This window comes from Streptosporangium roseum DSM 43021, assembly GCF_000024865.1.
Lineage (GTDB): Bacteria > Actinomycetota > Actinomycetes > Streptosporangiales > Streptosporangiaceae > Streptosporangium > Streptosporangium roseum.
Genome location: NC_013595.1, coordinates 1,703,990 through 1,727,705, shown reverse-complemented (window position 1 = coordinate 1,727,705; position 23,716 = coordinate 1,703,990). Strand labels below are relative to the sequence as shown.

The 23,716-nt window shown below is 71.0% G+C and carries 19 protein-coding genes; 11 read left to right on the top strand and 8 right to left on the bottom strand.

The window, feature by feature from the left end:
- Window positions 1-73: 73 nt before the first annotated feature.
- Window positions 74-1,030: a hypothetical protein gene (locus SROS_RS07780; RefSeq protein ID WP_012888355.1), complete on the bottom strand. Its 957-nt coding sequence runs from the start codon at window positions 1,028-1,030 to the stop codon at window positions 74-76.
- A gap of 140 nt (window positions 1,031-1,170) precedes the next feature.
- Between SROS_RS07780 and SROS_RS07775 the strand changes: the two genes are divergently transcribed.
- Entirely contained in the window at window positions 1,171-2,058 is an 888-nt protein-coding gene (locus tag SROS_RS07775) for a DUF2268 domain-containing putative Zn-dependent protease (RefSeq protein ID WP_012888354.1), read from the top strand.
- Between the two features lie 77 nt (window positions 2,059-2,135).
- Window positions 2,136-2,894, top strand: coding sequence for a MerR family transcriptional regulator (locus tag SROS_RS07770; protein WP_012888353.1), 759 nt, complete (start codon window positions 2,136-2,138; stop codon window positions 2,892-2,894).
- Here the strand turns inward: SROS_RS07770 and SROS_RS07765 are convergent.
- From SROS_RS07765 to SROS_RS07750, 4 genes are all read right to left on the bottom strand, one after another.
- Entirely contained in the window at window positions 2,813-3,190 is a 378-nt protein-coding gene (locus SROS_RS07765; RefSeq protein ID WP_043651558.1) for a hypothetical protein, read from the bottom strand. The two genes, SROS_RS07770 and SROS_RS07765, sit on opposite strands and share 82 nt — an antisense overlap.
- A gap of 286 nt (window positions 3,191-3,476) precedes the next feature.
- The gene (locus SROS_RS07760; RefSeq protein ID WP_012888352.1) at window positions 3,477-4,190 is read right to left on the bottom strand and encodes a flagellin N-terminal helical domain-containing protein; all 714 of its coding nucleotides are present in this window, start codon (window positions 4,188-4,190) and stop codon (window positions 3,477-3,479) included.
- A 436-nt stretch (window positions 4,191-4,626) separates the two neighbouring features.
- Complete coding sequence (locus SROS_RS07755) at window positions 4,627-5,307, bottom strand: DUF899 family protein (RefSeq protein ID WP_012888351.1); 681 nt, start codon at window positions 5,305-5,307, stop codon at window positions 4,627-4,629.
- A 369-nt stretch (window positions 5,308-5,676) separates the two neighbouring features.
- Window positions 5,677-6,954, bottom strand: a complete 1,278-nt coding sequence (locus SROS_RS07750; RefSeq protein ID WP_012888350.1) for a cryptochrome/photolyase family protein — start codon at window positions 6,952-6,954, stop codon at window positions 5,677-5,679.
- A gap of 138 nt (window positions 6,955-7,092) precedes the next feature.
- Between SROS_RS07750 and SROS_RS07745 the strand changes: the two genes are divergently transcribed.
- The 9 genes from SROS_RS07745 to SROS_RS07705 all read left to right on the top strand — a co-directional run bounded on the left by SROS_RS07745 (window position 7,093) and on the right by SROS_RS07705 (window position 17,675).
- Complete coding sequence (locus SROS_RS07745) at window positions 7,093-8,148, top strand: MerR family transcriptional regulator (protein WP_012888349.1); 1,056 nt, start codon at window positions 7,093-7,095, stop codon at window positions 8,146-8,148.
- A gap of 256 nt (window positions 8,149-8,404) precedes the next feature.
- On the top strand, window positions 8,405-8,929 hold the full coding sequence (locus tag SROS_RS07740; protein WP_012888348.1) for an RNA polymerase sigma factor: 525 nt from the start codon (window positions 8,405-8,407) through the stop codon (window positions 8,927-8,929).
- Entirely contained in the window at window positions 8,926-9,891 is a 966-nt protein-coding gene (locus SROS_RS07735; RefSeq protein ID WP_012888347.1) for a YbgA family protein, read from the top strand. The genes SROS_RS07740 and SROS_RS07735 overlap by 4 nt, the downstream gene beginning before the upstream one ends.
- Window positions 9,892-10,158: 267 nt before the next feature.
- Window positions 10,159-10,665 (top strand): Pycsar system effector family protein, encoded by a 507-nt coding sequence (locus tag SROS_RS07730; protein ID WP_012888346.1) that lies wholly within the window; start codon window positions 10,159-10,161, stop codon window positions 10,663-10,665.
- 215 nt (window positions 10,666-10,880) lie between these two features.
- Complete coding sequence (locus SROS_RS07725) at window positions 10,881-11,627, top strand: Crp/Fnr family transcriptional regulator (protein WP_012888345.1); 747 nt, start codon at window positions 10,881-10,883, stop codon at window positions 11,625-11,627.
- Between the two features lie 118 nt (window positions 11,628-11,745).
- Window positions 11,746-12,489, top strand: a complete 744-nt coding sequence (locus SROS_RS07720; protein ID WP_012888344.1) for a hypothetical protein — start codon at window positions 11,746-11,748, stop codon at window positions 12,487-12,489.
- 71 nt (window positions 12,490-12,560) lie between these two features.
- Window positions 12,561-14,705: a hypothetical protein gene (locus SROS_RS07715; RefSeq protein WP_012888343.1), complete on the top strand. Its 2,145-nt coding sequence runs from the start codon at window positions 12,561-12,563 to the stop codon at window positions 14,703-14,705.
- Window positions 14,702-16,327, top strand: a complete 1,626-nt coding sequence (locus SROS_RS51615) for a hypothetical protein (protein WP_012888342.1) — start codon at window positions 14,702-14,704, stop codon at window positions 16,325-16,327. Before SROS_RS07715 ends, SROS_RS51615 begins: the two co-directional genes overlap by 4 nt.
- Entirely contained in the window at window positions 16,317-17,675 is a 1,359-nt protein-coding gene (locus tag SROS_RS07705) for a DUF4407 domain-containing protein (RefSeq protein WP_012888341.1), read from the top strand. The genes SROS_RS51615 and SROS_RS07705 overlap by 11 nt, the downstream gene beginning before the upstream one ends.
- Here the strand turns inward: SROS_RS07705 and treZ are convergent, their stop codons facing one another.
- Genes treZ through glgX form a run of 3 tightly spaced genes read right to left on the bottom strand, consistent with a single transcriptional unit; the run spans window position 17,676 to window position 23,670 of the window.
- On the bottom strand, window positions 17,676-19,385 hold the full coding sequence (treZ, locus tag SROS_RS07700) for a malto-oligosyltrehalose trehalohydrolase (RefSeq protein WP_012888340.1): 1,710 nt from the start codon (window positions 19,383-19,385) through the stop codon (window positions 17,676-17,678).
- A gap of 3 nt (window positions 19,386-19,388) precedes the next feature.
- Window positions 19,389-21,572, bottom strand: coding sequence for a malto-oligosyltrehalose synthase (gene treY, locus SROS_RS07695; protein WP_012888339.1), 2,184 nt, complete (start codon window positions 21,570-21,572; stop codon window positions 19,389-19,391).
- Window positions 21,565-23,670: a glycogen debranching protein GlgX gene (gene glgX, locus SROS_RS07690; protein WP_012888338.1), complete on the bottom strand. Its 2,106-nt coding sequence runs from the start codon at window positions 23,668-23,670 to the stop codon at window positions 21,565-21,567. The genes treY and glgX overlap by 8 nt, the downstream gene beginning before the upstream one ends.
- Window positions 23,671-23,716: the final 46 nt, after the last annotated feature.

Genomic DNA, 23,716 nt, shown 5'->3' with positions numbered 1-23,716 from the left:
ACGGTGCGATGCCTTGAGTCCCGAGCTTCCCACCGTTGGCCGGTCCCGTCAGCCCACCCGGCGGATCTTCTCGTCAGCCGGTGAGAACGTCCTCGCGGCGGGCGGCGAGGGAGTCACGGTGGCGCGCCAGCTCACCGCGCCGGGCGGCCAGGTCGTCGACCGTACCGCTCACCCACCGGGCGACCTCGGTGACGGCCTCGCCGGTGCGGGCGATCCGCTGGTGCTTGATCGCGTCGGTGATGATGTTGTCGAAGAACACGTCGGCGAACCAGCGGGTGTCCACCTCGGGGAGCTGGGGGTTGACGTGCACCCCGACGTCGGCGAGCTCGCGGGAGAAGGCGTCCAGGGCGCGCTGGGCGTGCCAGGCCGCCTCGTCCGCGTCGCGCATGTGGCCGTGCTCCACCATGTCCGCGAAACCGCCGCCGCCCAGCATGTCCCAGGTGGACGCGCCGCGGGCGCCGCCGAGGCAGCGCAGGACCTGTCCGACCGCCTGGCCGGCCGCGACGCCGGCCAGGTGGGCCTCCTCGTGCTCGCGGAGGTCGGCGTGGGTGTCGGCGAGCCGCCGGCCGATCTCGGCGAGCTCGCGCCCCCGGGGGTCCGCCGACTCGACCAGCGACCGCTCCTTGCGTTCGAGCAGCGCGGCGAACTCCTCGCGGGCCGCGGCGACCTCGGCCAGGCCGTCCTCCACGGCCGCCCGGTCGGCCTGGAGCCATCCGAGACGGGTCCGCTGCCCGTCCAGGCGCTGCCGCAGGGCCTGCGCCTCGGCCCGCTCCCTGGCGAGCTTCTCCTCCTTGGAGCCGGCGAGGCCGGCCAGGAACGCCGCGAAGCCGCCGCCCTCCAGCCTGGAGACGTCGCGCTCCTCCTTGGCGAGCCCGGCCTCCAGGTCGCCGATGAGCCGCCCGACCTCGTCGAGCTGCACGGCCACCGCCTGACGCTGCCTGGTCAGTTGTTCCAGCCGTCGCACCCGGTCACGGGCGGCGCGCAGGTCGTCATCCACGCTGTCGAAGGAGATCACATATTTGCGACGCACGAAGAGGGCAAATCGTTCCGCCCGATATACGCCACCCCCGTAGGGCGGGACGGGGCCGAGTGACGGCATGCCGGCCGTACCTCGGCGGAGAGCGCCGCTGGTTTGACCTTGACGCTGCGTCAACTTCTAGCATCGGGGCCATGTCCATCACTGTTCTTGACACCTACTCCGCTATGAAGCAGATCCTGCGGGCTCCGGTCGCGGACCGCGTTGACCTGCTGCGTTCGATGCTGGAAGCCAACAAGGGCATGTACCGCTACCACCCCGGCGAGCTCGACCTGGTAGCCGTACACCTCCAATCGTCCGGGTTCCCCATCGACCGCGACGAGGAGCGTTGCCTCGACGCGCTCGAAACCCTGGCGGCGGCCGGCGCCTGGGAGCGGATGCAACGCGCGCTCGACGACGCTCTCGCCGTACTGCTGGAGGCGACGCCGGGGCTGGAGGCCCCGGACATCACCGTGCTGTTCGTCCTCGGCGATCCGGGTGACAAGCACTTCATGGGTCCCTGCAAAGGATTGACCGGGTTCGGCGGCATCTCGGGCAACATCGCCATCACGTTCTGGCCCTTCCCCGAGAACGTGGAGCGGCTGGAGGCCACCGCCGTGCACGAACTGCACCACAACCTGCGGTGGAGCCCGGGCGGGGTCGTGTGGGACCCGATGACCGTCACGGTCGGCGAGCACATCGTCGGCGAGGGCCTGGCCGACGCCTTCGCCCGCCAGCTCTACGGCGACGAGCTCGGCCCCGCCCGCATCGGCGTGCCGCACCTGCACGACGACGAGGTCTTCGCCAAGGTGCTCACCGGGCTCGACGTGACAGGCATGCAGAACTTCACTGCCTGGGTGCACGGCGACCCCGGCGCCGAGCACCTCGGTGTCACCCCGGTGGGACTGCCGATGGGCGCCGGGTACGCCGCGGGCAACCGGCTGGTCGACACCTACCTGGCGGCGACGGGACAGACGGCGGCGCAGGCCCTGCACGCCGACAGCGCCAAGATCATCGCGGCCACGCTCCACAGCGAGAGCTGATCACCTGAGATATGGCGCGGCCACCCTCTGAGATCGAGTAAGACTGAATCGGAAGGCCGCGCACGCAGGGGAGAACGATGGAGTGGTCGATCCAGGAACTCGCGGCGAGGGCCGGCATCACCAGCCGCACCCTGCGTCACTACGACCGCGTCGGGCTCTTGGCCCCGTCCCGGATCGGCGCGAACGGATACCGCTACTACGACCCCACCGCGGTCGCCCGGCTCCAGCGGATCCTTCTCATGCGCCGGCTCGGGATGGGCTTGCCGGCCATCGCCGAGGTCCTGGCCGACGAGGTGGACACGTGCGACGGGCTCCGCGCCCACATCGCCGAGCTGGAAGAGGAACGGGACCGCGTCGAACGGCAGATCCGATCCGTGCGTCACACGCTCGAGGCCCTGCAGGCGGGGGCGGAACCGCGGATGGACGTCATGTTGGCGGGGTTCAACGACCACTACAAGGACGAGGTGATCTCACGCTGGGGCGAGCGCGCGTTCCAGGTGAGCAACGACTGGTGGCACGGCAAGTCCCTTGACCAGCAGCGGGCCTGGAAGCAGGCCAGCGAGGACCTCGTGGCCGCCTGGGTCGCCGCGGCGAGGGCCGGGATCTCTCCGACCTCGGCGCGTGCCCAGACGCTGGCCGCCCGGCACGTCCGGTGGCTGAGCGAGATCCCCGGCACGCCGACGGCGGACGGCGACCGGGAACGCTCGATCGCGATGGTGAAGGGCGTGGGGGACATGTTCGTCGACGACCCCCGCTACGCCGCCATGTACGAGGACGCCGCGGGGGCGGCGTTCGTCCGCGACGCACTGCAGGCGTACGCGCGGACCCGGATGTAGCTCGTGCCGCAAGAGCTCCTGTCCTCCCCCGAGGTGGGCGAGAGCTCACGACCGCTCGGCTGCTTCGGGTACTCGCAGATGGTGTCGCCGCCATGGCCGCCGGGCGGCGGGACGTAGTCGCCCGCTGAACCGGGGGTCTTCTCCCGGAGGGAGACCAGGCGGGCGATGTCCTTCCAGCCGCGCGCCTTCGCCCGCTGCTCGGCGGCCTGGTCGGCGTCGTAGATGACCCGCGTATACGCCTGCTGCCGCTCGTCGAGAGCCGCCCATGCGGCAGCGGCCCGATCCTGGGAGGTCATGACGCGACGCCGGCAAGCGCACCTAGTGCCGCAGCAGGCAACGCCGCGATCATGGCCTCAGACATCACCCGGCGGCCTCGACGGCCCGCGCGGAGGCCCTGGTCAGGGTCTTCGGCCCTCCGCTCGGGTCCACGCGATGAGCCCCCCAAGGTAGAACGTCTGCACAGGTCAGGCCGGTCTCAGAACCGTCTCGCGGAACGCCCGGGTTTTCAGCCCGAAGGCTCATGAACAAGTCTGAGCGGTCCTGCCCTGGGGCCAAGGCTCTTGTTGGGCACTTCTGGCCCGGCTAGTGAGCGTCCCGAGCCTGACCTTCCAGGTGATCGCGGAGGGTGTTCAAGTCCGATTTCTGGTCGGTGACCGCTTTGATCGCGATGTCGATCTTGGCGATGCGGGCGTTCGCGTCGCTCGCTGTCATGACGTTGACCGGTTTCGCGGGCTTGCCACCGACGGGGGCGGGTCCCTTGGCGGTCAGCGCCACCTTGCTGTCGAGTGGGGCGCCTTCCGCGGTGAACAGGTTCGCCACATTGGCCGCGAAGATGTTCACCGCCAGCGCTTCGTTGGTGTTCGCCCCCGCGTGCACGCGCAGCGTCCACGCCCCTTGGGCGTTCGCCAGGGAAGGCGGGGTATTGATCTTGGCGGGGGTCATGCCCAGCTCGTCGGCCGCGCGGACGTTAGCCGCGGCCGAGGCATCCGTCAGCATGCGCATCTTGTTGAAGTTCATCTGATCGGCGACCCGGCTGATCTCGTCCGTGAGTTGATCGACCTCTATCTGGACGACAGAGCGGTCCTCCTCCGAGTAGGTGCCGTTCGCGCTCTGGATCGACAGGACACGCATCCGTTGCAGGACGTTGGTCAGCTCGTTCAGGTGTCCCTCGGTGGTCCGGATGAACTCGAGCGCCTGTGAAGCGTTGCGAGCGGCGCGGATCACCTCGTTGGGCCGAGCCTCGTACTGCCCCACGTCGGCCGGCCCTGCGCCTGGTGTCGTGTTGCCATCAGACATGACTACCCCTTAGTTCCCACCGGGTCGCTTTCAGTAATTGATTTGTAGCACAACGTATTGGTGACGGGCTGAATGAGGTGGCTGATTACTGGACCTGGATCTATGCACGGTTTTCAGCTCCCATCCGGCGAGGCGCCAGGGCGCCGGCCGCGCTGGGTCCGACCTGACCTGTACAGACGTTCTACCTTGGGGCTCGTCGCACGGACCCGAGCGGAGGGCCTCTTCCTGCGGTCCTGGCAGGGCGTGCAGCATCCCCAGACGATGAATCTCCTCTGGGGAGGCGTCCGCGGGGACGGTGAAGGTGGGGCGGGGCCGTTCCCCTGGTGACGCCGATCCGAGTGGAGGGCCTGGTTCTGGCGAAGAAGGCCCCGGTCGTGTCCGCGCTGACGGCTGTGCTGCCGGCCGGCGCGATCATGCCGGGGTCGGTGGTCGAAGGTCAGTAGTCGAGGCTCGGGAACCAGTCGCCCCGGCCGTTAGGGGTGAGGTCGAGGAGGTGCCAGACGGGGGCGAGGAGGTCGATGCCGCGCTGGTCGATGTCGTCGGCCATGCGAGGGTGGGTGGAGTAGAAGTGGCGGACCGCGCCGTCGCCGTCGCGGGTGAAGACGGAGATGGTGGAGTCCTGTTCGCCGTCCTTGTCCTCGCTGCCGAGGTCGTACTTGAAGGTGCTGTCGCCGCAGCTCAGCAGCCGCAGCCGGTGCCAGCCGCGGTTGCGGGCGTGCTGCCGCAGGGCGGGCGGGTCGGCGGCAGCGGCGATGGCGAAGTCGGCGTTCTGGGTGATGTGGTGGGCGATGCCGTTGAAGCCGTCGATCCACAGGGTGCACATGGGGCACGGGTCGGTCTGCAGCTTGCCGTACATGAGGTGGTAGACGATCAGCGGGCGGTCCGGCGCGGTGAAGAGCCCACTGAGGGAGACCTCGCGGATCGGCGCGTCGCCCGCGTCGAGGTCGGCGGGGCCCTCGATGAAGACGTAGTCGTCGACGGGCGGCCCCTGCGGGAGTGCCCGCCGCTGGGCCGCGACCTTCTCACGGTGGCGCATGAGGTCGATCTCGGCCAAGCGCAGTTCCTTGCGGGCCGCGAGGTACTCCGCCGATTCGCCGATCAGTTCTGTCTGCCGCATGGCGTCCTCCTGGGGTAGCGATTTCCCGGTCCCCGGTCCGGTCCCCGGGTCCCCCCAGGTCTCCAAGTCTATGGCGGTTCCAAGCCACCACCCGAGGAGGCGTCCTGCAGCGCTGACCTGCCCGGACATGGCTTAGCGCACGATCCAGTCCGATGTTCCCCAGACCCCGGAACCGGCCGGCGCATCGGTCTCCAGCGCCTCCAGGTCCTCCGCAGTGGCCGGAGCACACGCTACTCGCGGATCCCGCACCACCGCCGTGGCCGACCCGCCGCCCATCTCTCCCGTGGGCGGCGGGTCACACGCACCCCCGCGACAGCCCCCTGTCAGCGCGAGGAGGCGGAGCCTTCTGCCCCTCCGAGGATGGACCCGTCAGTCCATCGAGACCAGCGGGGCGGGATAGCCCCTGATCCCCGTGGACATGCGCCACGGCTCGTAGATCATCTTTACCGGGACGGCGTCCAGCTCGGGCAGGTAGCGCCGGATGTACTCGCCCTCCGGGTCGAACCGTCTCGCCTGCCGTACGGGATTGACGATCCGGTTGGGCCGGGTGTCGTTGCCGGTCCCGGCCACCCACTGCCAGTTGCCGTAGTTGTTGGACACGTCGCCGTCGAGCAACAGGTCGAAGAAGTGCTCGGCTCCCACCCGCCAGTCCACCCGCAACCGCCTGACCAGGAACGACGACGTCACCATGCGGGCCCGGTTGTGCATCCACCCCTCGGCGAGCAACTGCCGCATGCCCGCGTCCACGATCGGCACCCCGGTCCTGCCCTCCTTCCAGGCCTGTGCCGCGTCCTCGTCGTCGCGCCACTCCTGCCCCTGCGGGCGGTAGTCGTCGCGGTTGATGCGCGGGAAGGCACGCGTCACCTGGTGGAAGAAGTCACGCCAGCAGAGCTGCCTGACGAAGTCGTCGCCGTTCTCCGAAAGCGACTCCAGCTCCAGCGGCGACAGGCAGCCGAAGCGAAGGTAGGGACTGAGCTTGGAGGTGCGGTTCCCGGCGAGGTCGTCGTGGCCGTCGGCGTAGTCCTCGACGCAGTATTTCAGCCACTGCCTCATGCGCTCGCGCGCCACCGTCTCGCCGCCCCTGAACAGCCCGTGGGGCTCGTGCCCGGCCACCGGCAGCGGACCGGCCTCCAGCCCCTCGGGGATACGCACTTTTGCGGGGGCTCCCAGCACCTCCCGGCGCCGCTGCCCGCTCCAGACCCGCCAGTAGGGCGTGAAGACCCGGTAGTGGTCGCCGCCGCCGGAGGGCCTGAGCGCGTCCGGCGGCACGATCGTCACGCCGGGGAAGGCGCGGAACTCCATCCGGTGCCGCTCGCACTCCTCGGCGAGCCGCCGCTCCCTGCGCTGCGCGAGCGCGCTGACGTCGGCGCTGACGTAGACGGCCTGGGCCGGGAGCTCGCGGGCGAGCCGGAGCGTCTCGGCCACCGGGTCACCCTGGCGCACCACCAGGTCACCGCCCCGCTCCCGGAGCGACCCGCGCAGGTCGTCGAGGGACTCGGCCAGGAAGCCGGCCCGGTGCCCCCCGGGCACGCCGGGGTCGATCACGAACAGGGGCACCACGCGCCACGCGTCCGCGCACGCGGCTGCCAGCGCCGGGTGGTCGTGCACCCGGAGATCGCGATTGAACAGCACAATGACGGTATCCATCACCGGGTGGTTCGAGATCGCGGCGCCGGCGGTTGCATCCGCCGGCACCCGCCGCCCGAAAGAAGGGTTCAGAGGGAGGAACCACCCGTACTGCCTGGCAGGCTGGTAGGGCGATCGTGGGCATGGGGTGAGCCGAGGATGGACGAGCGGGGTCAGGTGACCGCAGAGGAGGAGCCGGGTTACGGCATAGGGGCCGTCGCCCGGCGGCTCGGCGTGCCCGCCCCCACCCTGCGCACCTGGAACCTGCGCTACGGGATCGGGCCGAGCCGCCGCAGCCCGGGCGGGCACCGCCGCTACGACGCGGGCGACCTGCGGCGGCTTGAGGAGATGAACCGGCTGATCAGGGCCGGGATGCCGGCCGCCGACGCGGCGCGGGAGGTCCTGCGGGCCGCGGTCGTCCCCGTGGAGGGGCGCGCCGGCGCGCCGGCGTCCGTCCCGCCCGGCCGCACGGACCGGGTGGCGGAACGTGCGGGTGGCGGGCCGATGCCCGTCCCGCCCGGCCGTACGGACCGGCACGCGCTCCCGCCCTTCCCGCCGGATCCCGGCCGGGAGACGTTCCCGCCCGCCCCTGCCGAGACGCGGCCGGAGATCCCGACTGCGGCGATGCTGGCGCGGGCGGCGGTCGCGCTGGACAGCCAGGCCGTGGCCGACTGGATCGGCGCGGCGCTGGCCAGGCACGGGGTCATGTGGACCTGGGAAAATCTGGTGCTTCCGGTTTTCGAGACGATCTGCCGGCGCCAGGCCGAGACCGGCGCGAGCATCGAGGTCGAGCACCTGTTCTCCGACCGGGTGCTGGCCGCCCTGACCCGGCTCGTCGAGCGCCCGGCCCGTCCGGTCAACGAGCGGCCGGTGCTGCTGGCCTGCGCCGAGGACGAGCAGCACAGCCTGCCGGTCTACGCCCTCGCCGCCGTGCTGACCACCGACCACCACGTGGAGACGCGGGTGCTCGGCGCGCGGACCCCCTATCCGGCCCTGGCCGACGCGATGCGCCGCCTCGGCCCGGCGGCGGTCTTCGTCTGGTCCCAGATCTCCGCGACCGGCGACCCCGCACCGCTGGCCTCGCTGCCCCTGCTGCGCCCGGCGAGCCGCGTCATCGCCGGCGGCGGCGGCTGGTGGGAGGGGCTCCCGCCGTCGGTTCCGCACGTCACCTCCTTCCGTGACGCCCTCACCCGGATCAGCGCCGCGCTGCACTGACCCCTCCGCGCCAGCAAATCTCGCGGACACGCCTCCCCCACCACAGCCGCACCGGATCTCGCGGACACGCCCCCAGCCGCATCGGATCTCGCGGACACGCCGACCCACACAGCCGCACCGCATCCCCATCCCCGCCCGCCGGCCGCCGGCCGCCCCACCCTCTCGGACACCACGGGCCCATACCCAGAGTTGCGATCAACAGGGCGGGCGAGTATGAATAAGTTTTGAATAGGTTTTCTCGGCAAGGGGAGCCACCATGGAAGACAACCTGAACATCCGGCTCGCCGGCGGCGACGACGCGGCGCTGGCCGACTGTTTCCACGCCCATGGATCTCTGGTCCGCTCCTACCTGCGGCGGTTCGTCCCCCCGCAGGAGATCGAGGACCTGCAGCAGGTCGTGTTCGCCGAGGTGTGGCGTTCCCGGCACCGCTTCGACCCGGCGCGCAGCCTCCCGGCGTGGCTGATCGGCATCGCGCACAACCGGGCGGTGGACCACCTGCGGGCGCGCACGCCGCAGACGGTGCCGCTGGACGTGGTGGCCGATCCGGCCGGCGCGGACGGCCGGACCCACGGAGACGGCCTGGCCGAGCGCGACCAGGTCCAGCGGGCGCTGGCGGAGCTCCCCGCCCCCCAGCGCCAGGCCATCGAGCTGGCCTACTACGGCGAGCTGACCCAGCGGGAGATCGCCGAGAAGCTGAGCGTGCCGCTGGGCACCGTCAAGGCCCGTACGGCCCGCGGCCTGCGCCGCCTGTCGGACATCCTCACCCCGGTCGCGGCATGAGCGGCCAGGCCGGCGGCCACGTCCGGCCCAGGGTCGCCGTGTCGAGCTGCCTGATGGGCGAGCCGGTGCGCTTCAACGGCGGCCACAGCCGCGACAGGTTCCTCAGCGGGGAGCTGGACCCCTACGTCGACTGGGTGCGCATCTGCCCGGAGATGGAGATCGGCCTCGGCACCCCGCGCGAGACCCTCCGCCTCGAACGCTCTCCGGAAGGACCGCGGCTGGTCACCAGGAAGACCGGGGTGGACCTCACCGGCGAGATGACCTCCCTGGCCGCCGGGCGGGCGCGCACCCTCGACGTGGACGGCTACGTCTTCAAGTCCAGGAGCCCCAGCTGCGGGATCCACGGCATCCCGGTCTACGCGGGCGACATGGCTGTGGACCGCAGGGGCAGGGGCGTGTTCGCGGGCCGGATCCTCGACGCGCACCCGCTGCTGCCGGTGGAGGACGAGGGACGGCTGAACGACGCGCTGCTCCGCGAGACCTTCGTGGAGCGGATCTTCGCGCACGCCCGGCTGCGCGCGCTGATGGAGAGCGACTGGCACGCACGCGACCTGGTCGCCTTCCACTCCCGGCACAAGATGCAGATGCTGGCCCACGACCCCGCCCTCTACCGCGAGGCCGGCCGGGTGGTGGCCCGGGCGGGCCTGCGCGCCCGCGAGGAGCTGGGCGCCGACTACGTCCACGTGTTCGGCGGGGCCTTCGCCAGGAAGGCCGGCATCGGCCGCCACGTCAACGTGCTCCAGCACTGCATGGGCATGGTGAGCGAGTCGCTGGACCGGACCCAGCGGGCCGATCTGGCCGAGGTCATCGCCTCCTACCAGGCCGGCCAGGTGGCGCTCAGCGTCCCGGTCACCCTGCTCCGGCACCACGCGCGGGGCGAGTCCGCGGAGTATCTCCGGGACCAGACGTACTTCTCGCCGTATCCGGAGGAGCTCCGCCTCCGCAACCACGTCCCCGTTTAGGCCTCCGGCCCCGGCGCCGCGCCCGCCCTCCCCGCCTGCCCCGCCTGCCCTCCTCCCCTCCTGCCCCTCCTTCCCTCCTCCCCTCCTCCCCTCCTGCCCCTCCTTGCCTCCCCCTTCTCCGCGCCTCTCTCCGCGCCTCGTCCCTCCGGAACGCGGCCATATCGATGCGGGGCGGCCACGGGAACGGGCTCCCACCGCTTGAACACACGGGCCGCGGGATCGAAGATCAGAACTCCGTCGTGCACATTCAGGAGGGGCGCGGAGAGCATGGCCAAACACGATCCCGTAGAGAACGCCTGGAAGATTCACCAGTCCCTCAGTGACTGGACCGGAAAAGTCGACAGCAAGGCGTCTTTCGCCCTGACGATGGAATCGATAGTGCTCGCCACCATCCTCGGCCTTTCCGGAGCGGGACGGAGGTTCTCCAATCTGCACGAATGGTGGACGGCCGTTCCCTTCTGGCTGGGAGTGGCCGCCCTCGCGCTCTCCGTCCTCATGTCGATATCCGTGGTCGCGCCCCGGATACGGACCGGATACGTGAAAGCGGAGGCCGAGAGGAACTTCATCTACTTCGGCCATCTGCAGCACTGGCAGCCGGGAGATCTGGTGAACGAGCTGAGCAGGACCGATCCGCTGCCGAACCTGTGCCGCCAGATAGTGAACATGAGCCGGATCGCCTGGGTGAAACACCGGCGCGTTCAGCAGTCCTTCTACACGGCGACGGCGGGCGCGGGGCTGGTCGCCGCCGCCGGGATCCTCTCCCAGTACCAGTGAGCCCATACCGGTGAGCCCATACCAGTGAGCCCATACCGGTGAGCCCATACCGGTGAGCCCGCACCCCCCGCACCGGTGACCCCGGGCCCCCTGTCCCGTACCGGCGACGGGGAGCCCGCTCTCCCTCCGGCACCCGCCCGGCTTCCGCCGGGGCGCGTCCACCGCTAGATTCCCCCTGCGGCATGACTCGACAGGAACTCCCGGGAGGAGGTCGCGTGCACCAGAGCGCGTCCACAGGCCACGCTCCCGGGCACTGGGCGCCGAACACGCTGATGACGGACCTGGACGCCGCGGCCGGCAAGGCGCTCCTCGCTCTCGGCACCGTACGGCGGTGCGCTCCGGACACGGTCCTGATCCGCCAGGGGGAGCGCGGCGACCGCCGGGTCTATCTCCTCGAGGCGGCCGGCCCGGACCGGCCGGCATGCGCGAAGGTCACCCTGGCCTCGGAGTCCGGCACCGAGGCGCTGCTCGGCATCCGCCTCTCCGGCGAGCTCGTCGGCGAACTCGCGGCGCTGCGCGACGAACCCCGTACGGCCACCGTCACCGTCTGCTCCTACAGCCTGGTTCACGTCCTCTCGGAGGAGCGGTTCGCCGCCTTCATGGACCGCCACCCCTCCGCCGGACGCGCGATCGCCCGGATGGTGGCCCAGCGGCTCGACTGGGCCAACCGCCGCCGGCTGGACCTCGCCGAGGGCACCGTGGCCGAGCGCCTCGCCCGGGTGCTGGTGGAGCTGGTCGACCGTCACGGCTCCCGCGACCGGGACGGCCACCTGCTGGGGGTCCCCATGTCCCAGGCCGAGCTGGGACGGCTCATAGCCGCCGGCCCGGACGCGATCGGCAAGGCGGTGGCCCGGCTGAAGGCACAGGGGCTGATCCGCGGAGGATACCGGGGAGTGACCGTTCTCAACCTTGACGCACTTCGCAAATATGAAGATATGCGTCAAAAACACCCTGAGGGCTGAACCGCAAGCGGCATCCGATGGTGACCCACAATTCCGTACGAGAACGGTTTCTTCCACCATCGAATATGGCAAACTACTCCCTTCAACTCCATGATTCCCCTCAGGAGGGGCATCCGATTTGTCGAAAAACCACAGACGTCGGCTGCTTATCAAGACCGACATCGTCAGTTACGGGACGCGTGACGACCGGGACCAGCGCGCCGCTCAGCGGAACTTCATCCACCTGCTGGACGAGGCCGCCGAAAACGCCGGGCTGAACAGGAAGAAGTGGTTCACCCAGAGCTCCGGTGACGGCGAGTTCGCCATCCTCCCCGGCCGCGAACCCGAGCAGAGGGTCGTGGACGACTTCGTGCGCCAGCTCGACAGCGCGCTCGGCCACCACAACGCGGGGGTCCTGCCGTCCACCCGGATAAGGCTGCGCGTCGCCATCCACGTCGGTGTGATCAGCCCGGCCGACAACGGCATCGCCGGAGCGGCGGCGGTCGCCGTCGGCAGGATGGTGGACTGCGCCCCGCTCCGCGAGGCGATCGCCGCCGCCGAGCCGGCCGACCTCGCGCTCATCGTCTCCGACGAGATCTACCGCGGCACCATCGCCGGCCGTCTCACCACCTGGCGCGACGACGACTTCCACGAGGTGACCGTCCAGGTCAAGGAGCTCACCGCGCGGGCATGGATCCACGTTCCCCGCGGCGGCCTCTCCCCTCATGGCTCCCCGGAACGCGGCTCCCGGGGACACGGCGGCCCGCCGGGACAGGCCGCCGCGCGGCCTCACGAGGAGGCCCAGGCGTCCCCGGTCGTCGTCAACACGTTCTACGGCACCGTCCACACCCAGGGCGGCACCATCGGAATCTCGAACGGCTGACTTTCTCCACCGTTCCCAGGAATGTCCCTGAGAACGACGAACATGTCCGCCCCGGACAGCCTGAGGATGTCTTGAGCACACCGGATCCATCCGCCCCCGAAGACGAGGGGCCGGACGACAGAGCAGCCGACAGCGGAGCGCCCGCCTCCGACGCCCCGCCGGACGGAGGAGCGCCCGGCGCCGGCCCGGAGGACGGAGAACCGGACGGCGGGGCCGGAGGCGGGGCCGCCCGTCCGGCGCCGGAGGGCCGGATCGACCAGACGGTGTTCCAGACCTTCCTGGGAAGCGTCCACACCCACGGCGGCACCGTCGGGATCTCCGGTGACGGCGCCCGGACGCAGAGCCGCCGCGCCTCGGGCAAGGTCTCACCCGCCGACATCGACTCCGCCGTGCACCGCTACGCGCCACCGGCACCGCACGCGCACGCCCTGTCCGAGCTGCGCGGCAACCACGTGGTCGCGCTGTACGGCGCCGCGGGCCTGGGCAAGCGCACCTCCGCCATCAACCTGCTCCACACGGTCGCCGGCGGCCCGCTGGTGACGCTGTCACCGGCGGATCCGCTCGGCTGGCTCGCCGAACGCGACTACACCGAGGGCGCCGGCTACCTGGCCTGCGGGCTGGTGAGCTCCGGCGAGCAGACCGAACTGGCGGACTTCACGCTGGGCGAGATCGCGCGGCGGGTGCAGGAGGCGGGGGCCTACCTGGTCCTCACGGTCGTGACGCCCCTCACCGACACGCGGTCCGGGGCCATACCGCACATCGGCTGGAGCCAGCCCGCTCACCGGGACGTCCTTCTCGCGCACGGCGTCGACCCCGCGCGGGTCACCGCCGCCACACAGGAGATCACCTCCGCCCACGACCTCGGCGACGTGGTGCGGTTCGCCGTACAGCTGGCGGGGGGCACGTCCCTGGAGGAGGCGCGCGGCGGCCTTGACCTGACCGGCCGGGTGGTGGCCTGGTTCGAGGACGGCAGGCGGACCGACGACGAGATCCTGGAGGTCACCGCGCTGCTCTTCATGGTCGGCATGCCCGAGCGCCGTTTCGAGGCCCATCTGGCCCGGCTCAGGGAACGGACGGCCCCCGTCGCCGAGGAGCCGGAGGCGCCGGCCGTCCGCGCCGGCGTCCTCGCCGCCCGTCGCCCGCGGCGCGACGGCGACTCGCTCATCAAGATCGAGTATCTGGTGACCGAGATGGACGTCGACATCCCCGGCCCGCCGCGGCGCTGCCTGGTCTTCCGGGAGTACGGCCACCGCAGGCACGTCGCCGCCGAGCTGTGCGCGCAGTTCGACGACCGCTTCTGGGCCCCGGTCTTCGCCTGGCTGCTGGAGACCGTCCAGGCCTCGGGGCCCGAGACGCGCCTCCAGATCGCGGCCGGGCTGGCGCTGCTGTGCGGGCACGACTCCTTCGACGCCGTACGCGAGGTGTTCCTGCAGCCCTGGTCGGCCGGCGAGTACGGCCCGCGCTCCTGGGACACGGCCATCTACGTCCTGTGGTGCATGTGCGTGGAGGACACGACCGCGCCCCTGGCCCTGCGCACGGCGATCCGGTGGTCCCGGAGCGGGATCGCCCTGCGCAGGCTGGCGGCCGCCGAGGCCTTCTGCGGGGAGCTCGGGGTACGTTACCCCGCCGAGGCCCTGAGCCAGCTGTGGCACCTCATGGAGAACGGGCCGCCCTACGAGGGGCGGGAGGCGGTGGCCCGGCTCTACGCCACGCTCGTGTCGGGCGCGGCCCGCGATGCCAGGGTGGTGCTGGACGACCTGGAGATGCGGCTGAGACAGCATCCGCGTCCCGGCAGCCCCCAGCTGCTGCGCACGCTGAACGTGGCCCTCGCCGTACTCTCGATCAGGGACGGGACGACGGGGCATCCGGCCGCCGCCCGCCACCTGCTGATGCCCGGCACGCTCCTGGGACCGTTCGCGAAGATCTGGAGCACCGCCATCGTCAACCGGCCGGCCCGCGCCGCCGCCTTCGAAGCCCTTTACGACGTCCTGCATGCCATGAGCGTTCTCAGTCCGTCGCCGGAGGAGCGCCTGCGCCCGCTGGCCGAGGCCCTGGCCGCCAGCCTTCCGGACCATGAGCACGGACCGTTCAGAAGCGAGTTCGAGCGCTACGTGAACCGCCGCAGGGATCCGCAGAGCAGCGGCCGGCTGCTCCTCAGCATCCTGCTTTCGATCTTCACGCCGAACTCCCGACCGCACCCCGTGGAGAGCCGATGACCCAGCCGATCGTCACCGAACCGTCGCCGTCCCCTCCGGAGCAGGCCGGCTATCCGATCACCGCTCTGGACACGCTCGCGCCCGGCGCCGGCCGCGGCCGGTTCTGGAGAAGGGGCCCGGTCCAGCGCAAGGCGGGCGCCGTGCCCTACCCCCTCCCGCACGAGGTCGTCGTCCTGCGGGTCGGCAGGAGGCTCGTACGCGCCGACGACGGCACCCCCAAGGACCGCGACCAGGACCTGGCGGCCGCCACGAGCTACTGCGTCGTCGACATGACCAGGGAGCGGCCCGTCATCCTGGAGATGCAGGTGCCCTCGGAAGGCGGCCTGCAGGACTTCACGCTGAGGGCGACGTTCGCGTGCACCGTCCGCGACCCGCTGCGGATCGCCGAGGGCGGCCGCCGGGACATCCGGGAGGCCCTGCTCACCTACGTCAAGAGCTGCGACGGGATCCAGCACCTCGGCATGGAGTACGGCATCGAGGCGGTCCGGGAGGCGCACCGGCGGTTCAGGTCGGCGCTGGACACCTACGCCAGGACCAGGCCGCCGGTCTTCACGGGCATGATGGTCGAGCTGACGGCGGTGGAGGTGCTCACCCCCGCCGAGATCATGGAGGAGCAGCGCCGGGACGAGAGCCTCCGCAGGCAGCGGGAGAAGGAGCGCGCCCTCGAAGAGGAGAACATCGCGGCCCAGTCCCACATCGAGAGGCTCCAGCAGGAGCTGGAGACGCAGCGGATCGAACTCCAGGAACGGCTGCACCGGCAGAAGACCGCCTTCGACCAGGAACGGCAGATCGTCGAGCGGGAGTTCGGCTGGAAGATGCAGTACGACGAGGCCGAGGAGAAGCGGCGGCGCGACTACCGGCAGCGCACCTTCGACATCGACGAGGGCCTGCGCCTGCACGAGGCCGTGGGCACCGACCCCGACAAGATCGAGGCGATGACCCGGGTCCAGGGCGGCCTGAGCGCCGGCGATCACCTTGCCCGCTCCGACGAGCGCGAACGGCTGCGGCGGGAGAAGGAAGAAAAGGATCTCCGGTGGAGGCGCGAGACGGAACGGGAGCAGAGCCAGTGGGGCCGGGACTGGGAGGTCACCCGGGCCGGGTGGGAGCGCGACGACAACCGCGACGGGCTCCAGTGGGACCGGAGGCTGCAGGCCGAGGCCAGGCAGCGGGCGCAGGAGATCGAGGACAGGAAGATCACGGCCGAGGCCGGGGCGGAGGCCGAGGCACGGCGCCGGGCCCAGGAGCTGGAGGACAGGAAAGCCCTGGCGGAGGCCGAGGCGCGGCGCCGGGCCCAGGAGCTGGAGGACAGGAAAATCCTGGCGGAGGCCGAGGCGCGGCGGCGCGCGGAGGAGATCGAGGACAGGGAGGCCGCCGCCCAGCTTGAGCTCGTCCGGATCCTCGTCGAGCGCGGGCACACCGACCAGGGCTCCATGGTCGAGCATGTGCAGAGACTGGCCGACGAGCTCACCAGCCGCAGGCGTCCCCTGCAGCACGAGAGGCGCACGGAGATCACCCGCGACGACGCCCGGCCCGCGCTCCAGGACCCCCCCGCCCCGCAGGAGCGCCGGTACGCGGAGAACGACCGTCCCGCCCGGCTGAAGGAGGAAGACATTGGCGATTGAGACGGTGGGCCAGACCACCGGGCCGGCCGACGAGACGCCTCCGCGGGACCCGCGGGACGGCTACCGCCCGCGGAGCGCGTGGAGCCCCGGCCGCCTGCTCCGCTCCGTCGTCGGGATCGACGAGGTGCTGCTCACCCGGGTGCCGGAGGAGCGGCCCCGCTACACCCGCCAGGGCGCGCTGGTGGTGGCCACCGCGGTGATGGCGGCGATGTCGATGGGCTACGCGCTCCGGTCGGTCTTCGACGCGCCATGGCCGGTGGTGGTCCTGATCGCCCTCATCTGGGGCGTGCTCATCGGGATCCTCGACAGCTGGCTGGTCATCAGCACCAACGGCGTGATCGGCCGGGGGCGCCGGAGAATGCTGCTGCCCCGCCTGCTGATCGCCGTGGTGGTCGGTGTGATCATCGCCGAGCCGCTGACGATCAGGATCTTCGAGTCGGCGATCCTGCAGCGGATCGAGCAGGACTACCAGGAGGCCGACAAGACCCTGCGCAGCGACTACGCCTCCTGCTACCCGAAGGCCGGAGAGCCCGCCGCCGACCCGGTGAAGTGCCGGGAGTTCAGGCTCAACCTGCCCAAGCCCAACGACACGGATGCGCGCAAGGCGCTGGAGGCGACCCGCGCGAAGCTCTCCAGGGAGTTCAACGCCAAGCAGCGGATCCTGGCCCGCAAGCAGCGCGCCGCCGACCTGGAGTGCAACGGCACCTCCGGTGCCGGGCGGACCGGCCGGGCGGGCGAGGGGGTGAACTGCCAGAGGCTCCGCGCCGACGTGAACGACTACCGGAACACCAGCAACATCGGGCAGCTCTCCACGGGCATGGCCGGCCTGGACGCTCAGATCATCGAGCTCTCCGGCACCGAGCGGGTCTCCGGCATGAAGTACGAGGCGCAGGTCGCCGAGGCGATCGACAGCGAGGTGCGCAGACAGGACGAGGCGCGCCCGGACAGTCCCGGGCTGCTGGAGCGGATGGAGACGCTGGCGGCGCTCTCCGCCGAGAAGGACTCGATCCTGCTCGCCCACACCTTCCTGACGCTGCTGTTCCTGCTGATCGACTGCTCCCCGGTGCTGACCAAGCTGCTGAGCCGGCCCACCTCCTACGACCGGCGGCTGGCCGAGCAGCTCTCCGACCGGGAGGAGGCCCACACGGTCGACCTGGACCGCGGCAAGCGCGTGCGGCGGGACGCCGACGAGGTCCACGCCCACCAGGCCGAGCTCAAGGTCCGGGAGCACATGACGGCCGCCTCCCGCCGGGCCGGAATCCTGGACGCCAGGAGGGAGGCCGCGATCCGGGCCGAACTCGGTGCGATCGACGCCGAGCGCGGCTCCGGGCCGGACGGCCGGGACTGATCAGGTCCCGGCGAGGCGGAGCACCGCCAGGGAACGGGCCGGGAGGGTGAGGCCGGAGTCCAGGTGGACGCCGGGGTCGGAGGCGAGCACGACCTGGGCCGGGGCCGTGAGGTCGAGGGAGACCGGCGTGGCGCCGAAGTTGACGGCCACCCGGAACGCCCCCCGGTGGACCACCAGCCAGGAGCCGTCGTGCTCGGCCCGGACCCGGTCGAGCCTCGGGTCCGACAGGTCCGGATGCGCGCGGCGCAGCGCGATCAGGGCCCGGTACCAGTCGAGATGGACCCGGTGGGCGTCGTCGTCGAGCTCGCTCCAGTCGAGCTTGGAGCGCAGGAACGTCAGCTCCTCCCCCGGGTCCGGCGCCTTCTCGGCCCAGTCGTCGTAGCCGAAGCCGACGAACTCCCGCCGCCGCCGGTCCGCCTCGCCCTCGCGGAGCTGCGGCTCGACGTGGTCGGTGAAGAACAGGAACGGCGTGCGCGCTCCCCACTCCTCCCCCATGAACAGCATGGGGGTGAACGGCGAGGTGAGCAGCAGCCCGGCGGCCAGCCGCAGCGCCTCCGGCGCCATCCGGTCGCCCTCAGCACGGTTGCCGATCTGGTCGTGGTTCTGCGCGGCGCAGACGAACCGGTAGCCGGGCACGTGACGGGCCGGACGGCCGTGGGAGCGCCCCCGGAAGGCCGAGTAGGTGCCGTCGTGGTAGTAGGCCGAGGCGAGGACCTTGGGCAGCGCTCCGGCGAAGTCGTCGTAGTAGCCGTGCCGCTCCCCGGTCACCGCCACGTGCAGGGCGTGGTGGACGTCGTCGTTCCAGGCCGCGGCCAGGCCGTACCCGCCGGCCTCGCGCGGGGTCACCAGCCGGGGGTCGTTGAGGTCGGACTCGGCGATGAGCGTCAGCGGCCTGCCCACGGCCGCCGACAGCGCCTCCACCTCCGCGGCCATCTCCTCCAGCAGGTGCACGGCCCGCCTGTCGTGCAGCGCGTGCACGGCGTCCAGCCGCAGGCCGTCGATGTGGTAGTCGCGCAGCCACTGCAGCGCGTTGCCGATGAAGTAGCGGCGCACCTCGTCGGAGCCGGGGCCGTCCAGGTTGACCGCCTGCCCCCAGAAGGAGGAGGCGCTGGAGTGGAAGTAGGGGCCGAACGGGGCCAGGAAGTTCCCCGACGGGCCGAGATGGTTGTAGACGACGTCGAGGATGACGCCGATGCCCTGCCGGTGGCAGGCGTCCACGAAGCGCTTGAGACCGTCGGGGCCGTCGTAGTTCTCGGTGACGGCCCACAGGTCCACCCCGTCGTAGCCCCAGTTGCGCTCCCCCGGCACCGGCGGCACCGGCATGACCTCGACGAAGTCGACGCCGAGCCCGGCGAGGTGCTCAAGCTTCCCGATCGCCGCGTCGAAGGTCCCGGCGGGGGTGAAGGTGCCGACGTGCAGCTCGTAGATCACCGACCCCGGCAGGTCGCGCCCGCGCCACAGCCCGTCACCCCAGACGTACCGGTCGTGCTCGTAGACCCGGCTCGGCCCGAAGATCCCCTCGGGCTGCCACCGGGTCCGGGGGTCCGGCAGCGGCTCGCCGCCGTCCACCCGGAACCTGTAGTCGGTCCCGTGACCTGCCCCCGGCACCTCCGCCGACCACCAGCCGCCCGTCCCGGCGGCCATCGGATGGCGGATCTCCCCGATCTCCACATCGACCGCCGTCGCCTGCGGCGCCCAGACCTCGAACATGGGCTACTCCCTTTCCAGAAGCGCGACGGGGTAGGTCGACAGCAGGTGGGCCAGCGGGATCCGGCCGGTATGCTCGGCGCCGGTCAGCAGGTCGCGCCAGGCGCCGTGCGGAAGCGTGATCGTCTCGCTCCCCCAGCCGCCGCGCCGCGCCAGCCCGGCCGGCAGCCGGGTGGCCACCGTCACTGCCCGCTCCCCGCGGGCGAAGGCGATCACGTGCTCGCCCGCCTCCAGCGGGACGTACGGCGCGGCCGGGTCGAGCCGCCGCCGCAGGTTCAGCGCCTGGACGGTGACCAGCAGCTTGGCCTCGTCCCACGGGGATCCGCCCTCCCCGGCGAGCATCCCGCGGCGGAGCGGGAAGTCGACCGGGCGGCGGTTGTCCGGGTCCACCAGGGAGAAGTCGGTGATCTCGTTGCCCCAGTAGAGGTCGGGCACGCCCGGCAGCATGAGCTGGACGAGCTTCTGGCCCAGCGAGTTGGACCGGGCGTAGGGCTCGATCCCGGCGGCGAACTCCGCGACCGAGGCGCCGCACTCGTCGATCGCCCGGCTGACGAAGTCGCGGATGCCGGCCTCGTAGGCGGGGTCGGGGGCGGCCCAGGAGATCGAGGTCTTGGCCTCGCGCGCCGCCTTGAACAGGTAGTCGAAGAACCTGTCCGGGCCGATGGGCCAGGCGGCCATCAGGTTCTGCCAGGCCAGGTAGTCGAGCGCCGGGTCGAAGGAGACCTTCGAGGACCACTCCCCCACCGCCGCCGCCCACTCCCCGGGCAGCTCCGACAGCACGGCCAGCCGGGCGCGGACGTCCTCGGAGCGCTTGGTGTCGTGGGTGGACAGCGTCGTCATCGCGGTCGGCGACATCTCCCGGGCGAACGTGTGGAACTCGCCCGGTGTCCCCTCGAAGTGGTCCGGCTCCCCGCCCACCTCGTTCAGGCACGCCAGCGGATACCACCGGTAGAGCGCGGTGTCCTCCACCCCCTTGGCCATCACCGGCCCGCAGGTCTGCTGGAACCGGGTGACGGCCTCCGCCGGGCCGCGCAGCACCCGGTCGACGACCTCCGCGACCGGGGCGCCCTCGGGCAGCCGGGCCGCGGCGACCCGCCCGGCCGCCTCGACGATCGAGGCCGAGATCTCGGGCACCGGCTCTCCCGGCACCGCGTAGGCCCGGTAGACCGGCATCGCGGCGAGCAGCTCCACCAGCGTCTCGCGGTCGGAGCCGACGACGGCGTTCAGCCGGTCGACCTCGGCGCTGAAGAACAGGTCGAGGACCTCCCGCTTGGACTGGCGCACCACCGTGGCGTAGTCGGACGGCATCCCGGTCCGGGTGACGAACAGCTCCAGCAGCGGCTTGCCCCCGGCGGGGTCCACGAACAGCCGGGTGATCCGGTTGAGCACCTCGTAGCCGGTGGTGCCGTCGCAGTCCCAGTCGGCGGGCAGCTGCTCGGAGCCGACGAGGATCTTCTCCGCCACGGTCCACACGCCCGAGGCCTCGCGGAGCCGGGACAGGTAGCCGCGCGGCTCGGCCAGCCCGTCGGGGTGGTCGACCCGCAGGCCGTGCACGACCCCCTCCTCGATCAACCCCAGGATCACCTCGTGGGTGGCGTCGAACACCTCCGGGTCTTCCACCCGCAGCCCGATCAGGGAGGACACGTCGAAGAAACGCCGGTAGCCGGGGCCCTCGCGCCAGTCGACCAGCCGGTAGCAGGTGTCGGGAAAGGGGAACTCGTGGTCGTGGTAGCGCAGCACGTCGCCGTCCACCACCGGCTCGGTGTCGTCGCCGAGCACCGGCATGCTCACCTTGCCGCCGGTCCACTCGATGTCGAACCACGGCGCGTACGGCGACGCCTGCCCGTCCTTGAGGACCGACCACAGCGGCGCGTTGCCGGACTCGGGCACCGGGACCGTCATGTGGTTGGGCACGATGTCCACGACGATCCCCAGCCCGTGCTCGGCCAGCGTCGCCGACAGTGCCCGCAGGCCCTCGACGCCGCCGAACTCCGCGCGGATCCGGGAGTGGTCGGTCACGTCGTAGCCGTGCCGCGACTCCGGCACCGCCTGCAGGATCGGCGACAGGTAGACGTGGCTGATCCCCAGGTCCTTCAGGTAGGGGGCGAGCGCGGCCACCTCGGCGAAGCCGAAGTCGGGAGTCAGCTGGATCCGGTAGGTCGAGATCGGATCCACGAATCGCTCAGACACGCCGCAACACCCTTACCGACCTGCCGACCACCGGCACGTCCTCACCCGCCCGGCAGATCCGGGTGTCCACTGTGATCGGCATCGCCGTGTCGATCTCCGTCAGCCACATCTCGCCGTAGTCCTTGGGAATCGTGAATTTGATGACGTCGTGGTGGGCGTTGAACAGCAGCAGGAACGAGTCGTCGGTGATCTGCCGTCCCCGGCGGTCCGGCTCGGTGATGGCGTCGCCGTTCAGGAAGACGGCCAGCGACTTGGCGTAGCCCACGTTCCAGTCGGCGTCGGTCATCTTCTCCCCCTGCGGGGTGAACCAGGCGATGTCGCTGAGGTTGTCCTCCGAGCCCCGCACCGGCCGGCCGTAGAAGAACCGGCGCCGCCGGAAGACCGGGTGGTCGGAACGGAGCTTGGCCAGCCGCCGGGTGAACTCCAGCAGCAGCCAGTTCTCCCGGACGTCGGACCAGTCCACCCAGCTCAGCTCGTTGTCCTGGCAGTAGACGTTGTTGTTGCCCTGCTGGGTGCGTCCCAGCTCGTCGCCGTGGGAGATCATCGGCACGCCCTGGGACAGGAACAGGGTGGTCAGGAAGTTGCGCTTCTGCTGCTCGCGCAGCGACTCGATCGCGAGCGAGGCGGGCCCCTCCGCCCCGCAGTTCCAGGAGCGGTTGTCGTCGGTGCCGTCCCGGTTGTGCTCGCCGTTGGCCTCGTTGTGCTTGCCGTTGTAGGAGACGAGGTCCTGGAGGGTGAAGCCGTCGTGGCAGGTGACGAAGTTGATCGAGGCGGCCGGGCGGCGGCTGTCGTCCTGGTAGAGGTCGCTGGAGCCGGTCAGCCGGGAGGCGAACTCCGGGAGCGAGGCCGGCTCGCCCCGCCACAGGTCGCGGATCGTGTCGCGGTACATGCCGTTCCACTCGGTCCACCGGGCGGGGAAGTTGCCCACCTGGTAGCCGCCGGGGCCGACGTCCCACGGCTCGGCTATCAGCTTGACCTGCGACAGCACCGGGTCCTGCTGGACCAGGTCGAAGAAGGCGCTCAGCCGGTCCACCTCGTGCAGCTCCCTCGCCAGCGTCGCCGCCAGGTCGAACCGGAAGCCGTCCACGTGCATCTCGATGACCCAGTAGCGGAGCGAGTCCATGATCATCTGAAGCACGTGCGGGGAGCGCATGAACAGGCTGTTGCCGGTCCCCGTGGTGTCCATGTAGTAGCGCTTGTCGTTCTCGACCAGCCGGTAGTAGTCGGCGTTGTCGATCCCCCGCATGCTCAGCGTGGGGCCCAGGTGGTTGCCCTCGGCGGTGTGGTTGTAGACCACGTCGAGGATGACCTCGATGTTCGCCTCGTGCAGCGCCTTGACCATGGCCTTGAACTCCAGCACCTGCCCGCCGCGCTGGCCGGTGCTCGAATAGGCGTTGTGCGGGGCGAAGAACCCGATGCTGTTGTAGCCCCAGTAGTTCGTCAGCCCCCGCTCGCTGAGGACGTGGTCGGTGACGAACTGGTGCACCGGCATGAGCTCGATCGCCGTCACGCCGAGCCCGGTCAGGTGATCGATGATCTCCGGATGGCCGATGGCCGCGTAGGTGCCGCGGATCCGCTCGGGGATCTTCGGATGGTTGATCGTCAGGCCCTTGACGTGGGCCTCGTAGATCACTGTGTCGTGGTACGGCGTCGCCGGAGGGCGGTCGTGCCCCCATCCGAAGAACGGATTGATCACGATGGAGCGGGGGACGAACGGGGCCGAGTCGGTGTCGTTACGGCTGTCCGGCTGCCCGAAGCGGTAGCCGTAGGCCGCCTCGTCCCAGTTCACGTCCCCCTCCACCGCCTTGGCGTAGGGGTCGAGCAGGAGCTTGGCGGGGTTGCACCGGAGGCCGCGCCCCGGGTCGTACGGGCCGTGCACGCGATAGCCGTACCGCTGCCCGGGGCCGACGCCCGGCAGGTAACCGTGCCAGACGTATCCCTCACACTCGGTGAACGGGACCCTGGTCTCCTGGTTGTCATCGTCGAACAGGCACAGCTCGACCCGCTCCGCGGCCTCGGTAAAGAGCGCGAAGTTGGTCCCCGCACCGTCATAGGTGGCCCCGAGGGGATAGGGGTCACCCGGCCATATCTCGATCATTACACCGCCCTTCAGCGGTGAGAAGACATGCCCAATGCTGCCCTAG